We start from the raw sequence: 14,354 nt of genomic DNA, 5'->3' as shown, positions 1-14,354 counted from the left end.
TGTTATAAGCAATTTTTTTATTTAATAGAGATGGATTTAAAACAAATCGAAAGGGTAAAAAAGATCTCAAAAGCTGATTTTATTTCCCAATATGTAAAAAAACAAATTCCCGTTGTTATCGAAGAGCTCACCGAAGATTGGCCAGCTTATCATAAATGGAGATTATCCTATATCAATGAAATCGCCGGTGACACTGTCGTTCCTTTATACGACAATAGACCCGTTAATCATGAAGATGGCTTTAATGAAGCACATACTAAAATGAAAATGAGCGATTATATCAATCTTTTAGAATCAAAACCTACCAACTATCGTATTTTCCTTTATAATCTAATGAAGGAAGTCCCAACGTTAAAAGATGACTTCTTGTGGCCTGATATTGGATTAAAACTGGTCAAGCAAATGCCAATGTTGTTTTTTGGAGGAGAAAACTCAAGGGTCTTTATGCACTTTGATATTGATTATTCGAATATTTTGCATTTTCATTTTCATGGAGAAAAACAATGCATGATCTTTCCTCCGGATCAGTCAAAGTATATGTATAAGGTTCCACATGCCTTAATTTCGAGAGAAGATATTGATTTTGATGATCCTGATTATGAAAAATTTCCTGCCCTAAAAAATGCTGAAGGTTATATCACCAATCTCAAACATGGCGAAATGTTATATATGCCCGAAGGATACTGGCATTATATGAAATATTTGACACCGGGATTCTCTATGAGTTTACGTGCTTTTCCAAGAAACATTACTAATTTATCAAAAGCGGCTTATAATGTTTTTATTATGCGCCATTTTGATATTATGATGCGAAAATTTAAAGGCCAGAAATGGATTGATTATAAAAATCAAAAAGCGATTGAAAATACACATGAGAATTTAGCGAAATCTGCTTAACAGCAATAAAAAAGCAGTTGAAATATGAATTTCAACTGCTTTTTTATTAGCACCTTAAATACTAAAAAACAATTTTTGTTGTACTTGTATATTGATTCTCCAAAGTTGTTTTTACCAGCAAAACCTGACTCCCTGATTGCAAATTTGAAATTTGCAACTTTGTTGCATTAATTTTATTTTTATTAAACAACAATTTTCCAGTGACATCAAAAACAGACACTTCACTCATATTTTCTTTGGTTGATGTTACTTTGATGATTTTTTCTTTTACAGAAACCAAAACTGTCTGTTCCATATCTTCAATATCTGTTATACCCAAAGATTTATTCGTATAATGCAAAACAAAACGGTCATCAAAACTACCGATCCCAGTTGAAAAAGTGTAATCGCTACTTCTTAAATTATGAATCGAACTGGTTACTTTATCTTCTAAATAAACTGGCTGATTGATCATATTACCATCGGCGTAATCTATTGAGATAGTAAAATCACCCGCAATGGCACTTTTATATCCCAGTGGCACGGTATCAGTATCTAAAAAAGGTACAGCACGACCCTGGATCACCAATTTTTTTCCATTGTTTACACTGTAAAAATCTAAATATTTATTAGAATCAAAAGTAACACCATCATATCCTCTCTCTATATCGTTGGTTGCTCCTCCTATGTATCCAATAAGGGTTTGCTTAAAAGCTCCTTCAGTATTGGAAAGGTTAAGCCATAAACGATTTTTTTCTACAATTGCTGGTTTTGAGGTTTTCGCTGGTTTAAAAAACTGATTGTTTGCGCCAAAACGCATTGCATTGGTAAAAGTTATCGTACCAGGTAAGCTAATACCGGCAAAAAAGCCTTGTCCTGCCGCTATTTTACCATCTGGTGCCTGATTATTATATCCTGGAGCTAGTGCTGCTTTTTTGGTTACGACAACGCCAGTTAAATTATAACTTGCATAATCATTAACATTATATCGATAATAACCTCCTAAAATGACCGGTGTATTGTGTGTCCAAAAATACAAGGTTCCTTGTAAAATTGGATTATCCGTTATAAATTGATCTGCATCTACTGCTGATGGGTAAGGATTTCCAAGCAGGTAATATTTTCCGCTATCAAGTGCTTCACTAGTTACGTTTCCATTATTGGGCACTCCGATAAAAGAAGCAGTGTAATCGGCTCTAATAGTATTCGAGTATGTTTCAGGGCCACGAATTATATATCCTTTACCAACGGTCATATTTGTATTTCTATCCGTAGCCACCCAACTTGTTCCGTTAAATCTAAAATATTTATCACTTTCAGTAAATTGCGAAACATCAACCAGTTTTTGTGGATTAACAGGCGTTGACCAATACACAAAATCTGCCTGAAGAATTTGCTTACTTGTTCGCTTGTAATTAATATTTCCGGTATTAACCGAATTATTAATCTGTATCAAACTTGCATTATTTTCAAATGTTAGTATACCTCCTGTATTACTCACAAAATTTGTAATTGTCAAGGTATGATTCGAATTCACAGTAACATTTACCCCTAAATTAACAACACACGAACAGCCTGCCAAGTCCCCAGATGTTTGATAATTTCCAGTAAATTCAATGGCATCAGTACTTATTGGCGGGCTTCCTTTTGACCACAATGCACCGTTCCAAATATTTGTAATTGGCGCATTTATCTGAACGTTTACTGTTGGTAATGAAATACAACTAGCATTTTCATGTATTGTAAAAGTATAATTACCGGGAGCCAAATTAAGAACTGTAAAAGTAGTTCCTGAACCAGAATAAGTCTGAAAAACAGTACCATTGCTTTGGGTAATTGTCCAATTCACTGCTGCGATTAATCCATTTAATACAACGCTCCCCGTTGACGTAACGCAGGTTGGCTGTACAATTGTACCTAAAATTGGAGCAGATGGTTTTGTTTCAACCGTTACAGAGGCAGACCCTCCTGTAAATCCATTTGGTCTTAAACAGGTGTTTGCACCTGTCACAGAAACCAGTGTATAGGTTGTAGAACTGTTTATTGAACTTGTAAAAGGCACAAAAGGCGTACCACTTATCACGCTTGTTGCCGTGCGATCAGCCCCTCCGTTTTCCTTGTAAACTATGGTATAGGGCCCCGTACCTTGTGTGGCTGTAAAAGTCAATTGTGGAGAACCAGTTCCGCAAAATGGTCCATTCGCACTTAAACTTCCCTGAGGCAAAGGATTAATAGCTACTGATATTTCCGCAGAATTTACTACCGAACATCCTCCACTTTGAACTACGGCTCTAAATCTGGTTGTTTCTGTTAATGGACCTGAAACATAGCTTGTTGCTGTATTTACTATAGGAGTCCAGGTAGAGAATGGACTCACAGAGGATTCCCAATTCAAAACGGAACCAACATTTCCGGTCAATGAAAGTGTTCCACTTGTAGAACCATAACAAACTGCAGTGCTGCCATCAATTGTTCCACCAGCTGTAACTGCAGAAGTAACTATACTAGCACTGTTATTTAAGCTTATATTACTAATGCAATCTTCCGATGTTAATTTGATAATTGTTATGTTCCTTGTACCAATAGCATTTAAACCTGTCAATGGAAAAGTGCCCTGACCTGCCGTTGCAATGGTCATTGCAATGCTTAAGTTATTTTGAACGGGATTCGTAAGATTGTAGGTAACGGTATAAACTCCAATTGGCAAAGAAGCTGCACTTCCTGTCAGGGTTATTGTTGAGGTTCCGGCTGTAGTGCAAACAGCTGTTGCCGTAACTCCCGAAATGCCATACGTTGGGCAAGTATAACTAATAATTACCTGACCTGCCGCTCCCCTACCACCTAATTGAGCAGCGCCTAAAGCCGCATTAATCGCTCCTCCTCCTCCTCCTCCGGGGGCAGCTCCTGGATTTCCAGGCCCATTTTGTAATATTCCGCTTGAAATACCAGAACCTCCGTTTCCGCCACCAGGAAGACCTCCGTTTCCACCAGAGCCCGAATTAAGCCCTGCAGACAGCAATGCCACATCTCCATTTCCGCCATTTCCGCCATCAACTTTTGTGGTACCAAATGAAGCCAAAGCCTTACCTCCTGCACCACCTGTAGGAACAGCTCCTGTAGTATTTGCTCCCCCGCCGGCTCCGCCGGCAGCTTGTATAGTATTTTCAAAGGTCACAATAGTCGAATTGCCTCCAGCTGTTCCATTTCCAGTCGTTCCATTAGTCTGGCCCGCAACAATCACGTTTAAGGTTATCCCCGCAACTACTGTTATTTGAGATGTGGCATAAGCACCCCCACCTCCACCTGCACCACCTCGCCCAGATAAAAGTCCCGCACCAGAGGCACCTCCACCTGAACCTCCTCCTCCCCACGCTTTAACATTCATATCAGTAATTCCTGCCGGAACAACTAAAGTGTTACTTGTATTAAAAGTATGTATTGGAGACTGTGCCCATAAAGACAGGGATATCAGCGACAATGATACGGTCAACTTTAGCTTAGTACACCAAACTTTATTTCTAATCAATTTCATGAAAAGAAAAGACGATATCAAAAACGGAAGAAAAGTCAATAATGAAAGTAAATATTTTTTCATACCCAACATTTTTAATGGTTAAAAACTCAAATAAAATTATTTTTAAAATACCGCAACAATTGAAGTAGGAATACAAAAAATGTGTACTGACACTTATACAAGAGAAACAGAAAGTGTTTCCTTATTTAACAAATAAGATATTTACTAAGTCTTAAGGCAGATAAAAAAACTATTTCATGTAGTTTTTTTGTGACGAGAAATAAAAAAATGTGATTCAACGGGCTTTGAAGGTGTTTTACCGAATGAAAACATTTAACAAGGTATGATTTTTTTTACAAATAATTAAAACTTTTACTTGAAAATCAACACTTTAACACTTTTCCATTCCTATCCTGTGAAAAATGACGTCATAAATAAAACATAAATCGATTTAGGTGTGGCAACTATTTTATTATTAAAAAAAAATCCATTCCGCATAACGGAATGGATTTTTACTTTTTTATATTATTGTTTACAAAATAACTTTTGTAGTATTGGTATATTCATTTTCTAAAGTTGTTCTGACAATTAAAACCTGATTTACAGATTTTAAAATAGATATCTCTAATTCCGTAGCGTCCACTTTATCTTTTTCATAAAGAAGTTTTCCGGTGATATCAAAAATCAATACTTTGCCAATATTTTCTTTGGTTGATGTCACTTTAATAATTTTCTCTTTTACCGAAACCAGAACCATCTGGTCAACATCTTCGACATCAACTGTTCCTAAAGTTTTATCGGTATAACGCAATACGAAACGATCATCAAAAGTTCCTATTGTTGTTGTGAAGGTGTAATTGCTAGTTCTTAAATCATGAATTATATTTGTTGTTTTATCTTCTAAATAAATGGCCTGATTAGTTAATTTGCCGTCAGCCTTATCTATTGAAATGGTAAAATTACCGGCAATTGTACTTTTATATCCAAGTGGTACCGTATCAATATTAGAGAAAGGAATCGCACGTCCCTGAATTGAAAGTTTCTTCCCATTGTTTACACTATAAAAATCCAGATATTTATTTGCATTAAAAGTAGCACCATCGTATCTTCTCTCAGTTTCATTGGTTGCTCCTTCAATGTATCCAATAAGAGTTTGCTTGAAAGCTCCTTCCGTATTGGTGAGGTTAAGCCATAAACGATTTTTTTCTACAATCGCTGTCTTAGAGGTTTTCGCTGGTTTAAAAAATTGATTGTTTGCACCAAAACGCATTGCATTGGTAAAAGTTATCGTACCAGGTAAACTTATACCAGCAAAAAAGCCTTGTCCCGCTGCTATTTTGCCAAGTGGTACTTCACTATTGTTTCCTGGAGCAGCAGTACCCGTTAGTGCCGCAGTTCGGGTGGTAACACCACCTGTCAGATTATAACTCGCATAATCATCGACGTTATATCTATAATAACCTCCTAAGGTTACCGGTGTATTATGTGTCCAGAAATACAATGTTCCCTGTAAAATTGGGTTATCCAAAATAAATTGATCTGCATCTACTGCTGACGGATAAGGATTTCCAAGAAGGTAATACTTTCCGCTATCCAATGCCTCAGTGGTAACGTTTCCATTATTGGGCACTCCAATAAAAGAAGCAGTATAATCAGTCCTGGTGACATTAGAGTAAGTTTCGGGGCCACGAATTATATACCCCTTACCAACAATCATATTTGTATTTCTATCCGTAATTACCCAGCCTGTTCCATCAAATCTAAAATACTTGTCACTTTCAGTTAATGGTGACACATCGACTAATTTTTGCGGATTAACCGGAGTTGACCAATACACAAAATCAGCCTGACGAATTGGACCACTCGCTCGTTTATAGATAATATTTCCAGTATTAACAACATTATTTTTCTGTATCAAACTTGCACTATTCTCAAATATTAGTTTAGCACCAGTTACAGATTCGACTGTTACCCCATTATCAACAAATAATGTATGACCTGAACTTATTGTCACTACTTTTCCTGCATTTACTTTACATGAACAACCGTTTAGATCTCCAACTGATTGATAATCGGCAGCAAATTCTATAATATCAGAAAATATTGGCGCGCTCCCTTTTGACCATGTTACACCATTCCAACTATTTATATCAGGGGAGCTTATCACAATATTTATAGTTGGTGATGAAGAACAATTTACACCATCTTGCAATGTAAAAGAGTATGTTCCCGGAGCTAAATTAGAAACTGTAAAACTAGAGTTTGAAACTGAATAAGTTTGAATGAATGTACCACTTTGCGCAATTTGCCCATTTACTGCAGCGTTTAATCCGCCTAACTCTATACTACCTGTTGGCATAACACAAGTTGGCTGTATGACAGTTACAATATTTGGTGTAGCTAATAAAGATCTCACCGTAACTGTAGTTGGAACAGATGCAAGACTTTGACAACCTGATGCATTTGTTACCTGAACAGAGTAGTTTCCTGCTGCCACCACCACTATACTTTGTGTAGTTGCACCGGTTGACCACAAATACCCTGAACCAACAGTAGAAGTCAAGGTAACATTACTACCACTACAAAAGGTTGTTGGTCCATTTGCGGATATTGTTGGAGTAGCAGGTTTCGTATTAACAGTAACCGCAGTTAGAGCAGAGACAAGACTTTGACACCCCGATGCGCTTGTTACCTGAACAGAAAAATTTCCTGATGTTGTCACCACTATACTTTGTGTAGTTGCACCGGTTGACCATAAATATCCTGAACCAACAGTAGAAGTCAAAGTAACATTCCCACCACTACAAAAGGTTGTTGGCCCGTTTGCAGCTATTGTCGGAGTAGCAGGTTTCGCATTAACAGTAACTGTGGTTGGAGCAGATGCAAGACTTTGACATCCTGATGCATTTGTTATCTGAACAGAATAGTTTCCTGTTGTTGCCACCACTATACTTTGTGTAGTTGCACCGGTTGACCATAAATATCCTGAACCAACAGTAGAAGTCAAGGTAACATTACTACCACTACAAAAGGTTGTTGGTCCATTTGCAGCTATTGTTGGAGCAGTAGGCCTAATATTAACCGTTGCAAAAATAGTTTTAGAACTAGTATAAACAGATCCTCCGTACGTTGTTGTATAAGTAAGAGTGGCTTCATAAGATCCTGGTAGAGCATTTGCAAAAGAGACTACATTTTGTTTATCAGGATATATAGTAAAAGATCCCGAGCCGGGAGGTTTTATAGACCAATGCCAATTTAGTGAAGCACCGTCTGCACCGTCCTTTGCTGCTGTAAAGTTAAGTATACTTCCTTCGCAAACTGGAGCATTACTAGAAGGCTTTGATTGTAAAGTTCCACCTAAATCATTAAGTTGGGTAAAAGTATATTCAGCATTTCCACTACCCACACAAACTGCAAATTTTACTGTACCAATAAAGATTGCAACCTGATTTGAACATCCTGCTCCTGTGTCATCAATTTTTCCCGGGGGATTGATATCTACAATTGTACCGGCCGGAAAACTAACAGAACTTTGATTCGTATTAAAATCCAATAAGCCATTAATCGTCACAATCAATACATTCCCAGCAGGAGTTGATACTATAGGGTCTCCAGAAGCAAATAAGGTACCATTTATTGTTAAAGATTTTAGAGAAACATTTGTACTAAGCGTTATAGATGATCCTGTACCTATAATTACATCATCATTTGCTGTAGGCAAAACGCCGCCAATCCATGAGGTTGAAGAAGTCCAATTCCCCGTTCCTGTACTTGTTATAGTAGCTCCATTTGAAAATCCAAAGCAAAATAACATAAAAAAAATCAAAAGTAGTTTTTTGTCCATCTCATGTAAAATTTAAATTTGACAATACGTTTCTTGAAATAAATTATTCTAAAAAAGCGCTAAGAAAACTTGCTTTTTTGAGCATCTACTTTAGAGGATTTTTAAACTGTTTTTTTAACCCCATTTTACCCCTAAAACACCCTAAACAATTTACAATTTTCAACTAACTAAATCTAAATCAGAGACTTATATTTGCACGACAAAATATTGATTTTATTATTTTAAGTTATTTCTCATAAATATTCTTTTTTTATGTAATTCAACATTTAAAAAATGTAACTCACCTGATAAATGAAATGCACATTTTTCAGTTTTCCATCAAAAAACATAATGATTTGAAAAAAAATTATGTTAAAATTAATTTTAACCTAAAAAAAAGCGTCAGGTAAGGGGATTTTAAGTAAAATTTATTTCAAAAAAAAGTCACTTCTTTTTAAAAGAAATGACATACAAATAAGAAGAAAAATAGGACTAAAATATAATTTTTGTGGTTGAATCAGATCCGTTTTTTAACCTAACTTTTATCAATAAAATTTGATTTTTTGAAGATAGATTTTCAATAAATAATTTGGTGTTTTCAACCTCATTTTTTTTATAAATTTGTTTCCCTGCAACGTCGAAAATTATAACATCCTTAATATTATTTTGATTGGCATTTATAAGTATGTTCTTTTTGTTTGCAGAAACTATAATTTTATTTGCTTCTGCTGTCCAGGTATCTGTTTTTAAATTTTCATCCACAAATTTTAAATTGAAACGATCTTTAAAAGTTCCTTTTTTTGTAGAAAATGTATAAGCCCCGATTGAAAGATCATATGTAATATTCAAATCTTTATCGTTTATAAAAACAGACCTGTTTTCAAATATCCCATCTTTATGATCAATACTAATACTGAATTCACCATCTATTGTACTGGAATAACCTAGCGGAATTGAATCTGTTTCTACAAATGGCAAACCTCTACCCTGAATCACTAATTTTTTATTTTCAACATTACTATAAAAATCTACAAACTGGTTAGCATTAAATGATTCTGCATCATAATTACTATCATATAAATTCGTTGCCCCTTCAATATATCCAATTAAAAGCTGTTTAAAAATACCTGCCGAGTTCTTCAAATTCAGCCATATACGATGTCTTTCGAAAACATTTTTGCTGCTTATATGATTTATCTTTTCTGGCTTGAAAAAGATGGAGTTTTTTTCAGTAGTCCTCATGCTATTATTAAATTCAATAGTTCCTTCACTTAAACTGCCTACAAAAAAAGCCTGTCCGGAAGCAATCTTTCCATCCGGTACAGTTTCATTAATTCCTGATGTCAACGCTGCCCTGGTGCCCACACCACCAAGCCTGTTATAAACCGCATAATCATTCTGTGTGTATTTATTATTAGCATAAGGGGTATTATGTGTCCAGAAATAAAGAGTTCCTTTAATATTTTTTTTGTTTACATTTAAAAAGACATCAGCATCTAACGTAGACGGATAAGGATTGCCAACTAAATTATAGATGTTTGCAGACCCAATATTTACATTAATTATTCCATTATTAGGAATGCCTTTAAAAACAGCCTCATATTTTTCAGGAATAGTTGGAGAATAATTTGTCGGTCCCTGAATAATGTATCCTTTACTCACAATCATATTATTAGAAGGACTTTCTCTTTGCCAGGCATAATTAAAAAAAGAATAGTAATTATCAGATGCCGTATTAGGAGAAACATCAAATAATTTTTGGTTATTTATGGGAGATGACCAATAGGTATAATCAGATTTAAGAATTGGCGAGGTCTTCCTTTTAAGATGTAGTATTCCCGTATTAATCATTTCATCATCTGACTGATATAAATTTGCTGTATCTTCTAAAACTAATGTTCCAAAACCTAAATAAGAAAACTCTATATCTAAAGTATTACCGCTTAAAAGCGTAACTGTTTTTCCATAATCGATACTACAACTGCATACATTTGTCGAGATCAAAGAAGGATAATCTTCCTTAAAAAACACTTCTTTTCCACCAGATGGAAAACCATTTGACCAATTGCTACCATCCCAGACCGTGCCTTCCAGACAAAGTTTCAATCTTGCAATTCGATGTTTGGATATGCCTGAAACTGAATTAAAATCTCCGCCAATCATCAGCCTCTGATTTGCTGTAAAACTCATCGTGTAAAGTTTGTTGTTAAGACGAACATCAAAAGAAGCATCAAAATCACCCGATTTCAATAAACGCAAAAGCCGCATAGACGTATAGTTTTTGTATGTTCCGGAAAAAGTACCTCCAACTAAAATTCGGTCATCAGGCTGCACCAAAATACTCCTTACATCACCTTTACTAAAACCCGAACCCGATTCGAAAGAGGCATCCAGACTGCCATTAGAATTTAATCGAACTATACGCTTTTGCGAAGATCCATTATAATTGAGAAAATTTCCTCCTATGATAATTCTTCCGTCAGATTGCAATGCCATTGCATATATGTATTTATCAAATCCGTTTCCTACATTAAAACCTGAATCGATACTTCCGTCAGCATTTAACCGAACTAAACGCGAAATTGACTGACCGTTAAAATTAGAAAAATGCCCCCCAACCAAAATTTTCCTGTCGGGCTGAATTAAGATCGCTTCAATAATTGCATCGGCTCCAACACCAACATTAAAACTTGTATCACGGGAACCATTAGGCAATAATCGAATTAATCTATTTACAGGAGTATCATTATAACGGGTAAAATTTCCTCCAACAACGATTCTTTGATCAGATTGAATAGCTATTGCATAAACCTGACTATTAAAACCTGTACCAATGCTGAAAGTATCGTCAACGACCCCATCAGGTAAAACCCGAATTATCCTATTGGTAAGTGTTTCATTGTATTTCGTGAAATTTCCTCCGCAAATGATTTTTCCATCTGATTGTAATACTGCCGTTTTAATTAAATTATTGGCCCCTAATTGTCCTGCATTAAAATCAGGATCTATTAACCCTTCTTCTAAAAGACGGGTAATTCTGGAAACAAAAACACCATTAAATTTTTTAAAATTACCAAACACCATTGTTTTCTTATTCTCCAGTGATAAAACTTTTAAAACCGAATTATCAAAACCAATTCCTGCTGCCAAATATCCGGTATCGTATTCTCCTTCCGGATTAATCTTTGCTAATCTTCCCTGATTCAGCCCATCAAAAATGGAAAATGAACCTCCGATATACCAGGAACCTTCCAGATCATTTGCCAATGCTAAAACCGATGCTGAAGCAGGTCCGGAACCAAAGTCAACATCTGTTTTTAATATGCCATGAGAATTTAAAAGACAAACTCTGTTGACATCACTGCCATTATAAGAACCTGTAAAAGAACCACCAATCATGATATTCCCAAAAGTATCCATTTTAATTTTCTGAACTGATCCTGCACTTAGACCAGAACCGGATAAAAAACTGTCATCAATGCTTCCGTCATTATTTAATCGAATAATTCTATTGGCAAGCATTCCATTATAATTAGTGAATTTTCCCCCTAAAACAATTTTGCCATCAGACTGAACGACCATAGCACTTACATCGTCGTCAAAACCAGCACCGCTATTAAAACTCGTATCAACACGTCCATCAGGATATAAACGGACAATTTTATTGCTTTGAATCCCATTAAAAGAAGTAAAATTCCCAGTCAGCAAAATTTTCCCATCTGATAAGGCACTGGCATTTGTAATATTTGATGAAGTCCCCGAACCTGTTATAAAAGAAGTATCTAGAGAACCATTTGAAAGAATACGGGCGACCCGATTAACTGTTACATTATTATATCTTGTAAAACTTCCCACAATTATAATTTTCCCGTCGATTTGTGGAGAAATTTCATAAATAATTCCTGTGGTTGCAGCAACTGAAGTATTAAAAGATTCGTCGTAAGAACCATCCTGATTCAAACGGACCAATCTTCCGGAACTGATTCCATTAAAAGAAGTAAAACTGCCTCCTGCTATAATTTTACCATCTGGCTGAATATAAGTAGCATATACTTTACCATTGAAACCGCTTCCTGTGTTAAAAGTTTCGTCTATGGATCCGTCCGGTTTTAAGCGAGTTAAATAAGAAGATGCAATTCCATTAAGATTTAAATAATCACCACCGACAATTAAATTTTGATCGGCCTGTAAGCTTAAGCTTCGAACCGTATTATCAAAACCATCACCTATTAAACCATCATCAAGAGTATTGAAAGTTGCGTCTACCTTTCCTTGTTGTGCGTAAACTTGAGTTTTACTAATGAAGTTCATTAAAACCAATGAAAGAAATAAATGTTTAATCAAAATCGAAAATATCAGGTTACTATTAAATGATAAGAATTAACCGTAATTTAAGTGGCTTTAGGAAAAAGCACAATACCCACTTTTGGTGATATTTAGATTTAGTTTTAAGGATATAGATTTTTAAAATAGCGCAAAAAAAAGAGACGCGTAATGCGTCTCTTTTCGGTATTGTAAACATTTTTTATTTATTGAAATATAATTTTTTTGGTAGCTGTAAATCCATTCTCCAATGTCACTTTTACCAATAAAACCTGATTGGCGGCCTGCAGGTTCGAAATCTGTAACTCTGTAGATCCAACTTTCTTTTTGTTATAAAGTAGTTTTCCGTTGATATCAAAAATCGTAACTTCTTTAATAGTTTCTTTTGCCGAAGTAACTTTTATGGTTTTATCTTTCACTGAAATCAAAAGTCCGTTTTCGATATTTTCGAAATCACCTGTTCCTAATGTTTTGTTAGTATAACGAAGCACGAAACGATCTGTGAAAGTCCCGATTGCAGTTGTAAAGGTATAGTTTGCTGCTTGCAGATCCTGAATCTTGCCCGTTGTTTTGTCTTCCAGATAAATGGACTGAGTGGTAAATATACCATCAGCCTGATCAATAGAGATTGTAAANTGCTGCTTGCAGATCCTGAATCTTGCCCGTTGTTTTGTCTTCCAGATAAATGGACTGAGTGGTAAATATACCATCAGCCTGATCAATAGAGATTGTAAAATCTCCGGCAATGGTAGTCTTATATCCTAAAGGAACTGTATCAGTATCTGTAAAAGGCAGTGCACGACCCTGGATTACAAATTTTCTTGTCCCCCCTATACTGTAAAAATCGATGTATTTGTTTCCGTCAAATGAAAGACCGTCGTATCCTCTGTCGTAATCATTGCTTGCCCCTTCAATGTATCCTACCAGCATTTGTTTGAAAGCACCTTCTTCATTGGTCAGGTTTAACCACACACGATTTTTTTCGATACCTGTGGTTTTTGAAGTTTTGCCGGGTTTGAAAAACTGAGCGTTTTTATCCGCGCCAATACGCATTGAGTTGGTAAATTGAATTGCTCCACCAAAACTGAAATTTAACCACACACGATTTTTTTCGATACCTGTGGTTTTTGAAGTTTTGCCGGGTTTGAAAAACTGAGCGTTTTTATCCGCGCCAATACGCATTGAGTTGGTAAATTGAATTGCTCCACCAAAACTGAARCCTGCCATAAAGGACTGTCCCGCTGCTATATAGCCCTGTGGCTCGCTGTCGATATTTCCCGGTGCATTATTTGCACTTTTTGCTGCTTTCTTTGTTTTGGTACCGCCACTCAAATTGTAACTTGCRTAATCATCGGTATTATATCTGTAATAACCGCCAAGTGTTACYGGTGTATTGTGTGTCCAGAAATACAATGTYCCCTGCAGTAAGCCCTTATTATTAAGGTCACTTATAAATTTATCGGCATCAATGGCAGACGGATAAGGRTTTCCAATCAAATAATACTTTCCTGCACTGAATGTTTCAGTAGTAATGGTTCCGTTATTTGGCGTTCCTTTAAAAGTAGCCGTATATGGGGTTCTTACTGTGTTTGAAGTTCCTTCCGGACCACGGATGATATATCCTTTACCAACAATCATCACATTGGTTTTAGGAGTTGCAACCCARCCAGTACCATCAAATCTAAAATATTTRTCACTTTCCGTTAGAGGCGAAACAGCTGCCAGAGTCTGTCCTTTAACAGGCGTTGACCAGTATACATAATCTGCCTGACGGATTGGAAGAGTGGTACGTACATACTCAATATTTCCTGTATTGAT

The 14,354-nt window shown here is 35.8% G+C and carries 5 protein-coding genes and 1 pseudogene; 1 reads left to right on the top strand and 5 read right to left on the bottom strand.

Annotated features, from left to right (window positions below):
* The first annotated feature begins 30 nt into the window (after positions 1–30).
* Positions 31–897 carry a cupin-like domain-containing protein gene (locus tag ASC72_RS05360; RefSeq protein ID WP_082564240.1) on the top strand — a complete coding sequence of 289 codons (867 nt, stop codon included), beginning with the start codon at positions 31–33 and terminating at the stop codon, positions 895–897.
* Between the two features lie 61 nt (positions 898–958).
* On the opposite strand, the gene ASC72_RS05355 is transcribed toward ASC72_RS05360, so the two are convergent.
* From ASC72_RS05355 to ASC72_RS24050, 5 genes and pseudogenes are all read right to left on the bottom strand, one after another.
* Positions 959–4,471 (bottom strand): T9SS sorting signal type C domain-containing protein, encoded by a 3,513-nt coding sequence (locus ASC72_RS05355; protein WP_157849264.1) that lies wholly within the window; start codon positions 4,469–4,471, stop codon positions 959–961.
* 451 nt (positions 4,472–4,922) lie between these two features.
* On the bottom strand, positions 4,923–8,234 hold the full coding sequence (locus ASC72_RS05350; RefSeq protein WP_056187967.1) for a T9SS sorting signal type C domain-containing protein: 3,312 nt from the start codon (positions 8,232–8,234) through the stop codon (positions 4,923–4,925).
* Positions 8,235–8,705: 471 nt separating this feature from the next.
* Positions 8,706–12,557: a T9SS sorting signal type C domain-containing protein gene (locus tag ASC72_RS05345; protein WP_241775641.1), complete on the bottom strand. Its 3,852-nt coding sequence runs from the start codon at positions 12,555–12,557 to the stop codon at positions 8,706–8,708.
* A 185-nt stretch (positions 12,558–12,742) separates the two neighbouring features.
* Positions 12,743–12,955 (bottom strand): T9SS sorting signal type C domain-containing protein, encoded by a 213-nt coding sequence (locus ASC72_RS24755; RefSeq protein WP_371258436.1) that lies wholly within the window; start codon positions 12,953–12,955, stop codon positions 12,743–12,745.
* A 217-nt stretch (positions 12,956–13,172) separates the two neighbouring features.
* A pseudogene (locus ASC72_RS24050) lies at positions 13,173–14,354 on the bottom strand (hypothetical protein); the annotation flags it as partial.

This window comes from Flavobacterium sp. Root420, assembly GCF_001427905.1.
In the GTDB taxonomy this organism is placed as follows: Bacteria; Bacteroidota; Bacteroidia; order Flavobacteriales; family Flavobacteriaceae; genus Flavobacterium.
Note: the sequence above shows the minus strand (reverse complement) of the source record. Positions and strands in the feature narration are given on the sequence as shown.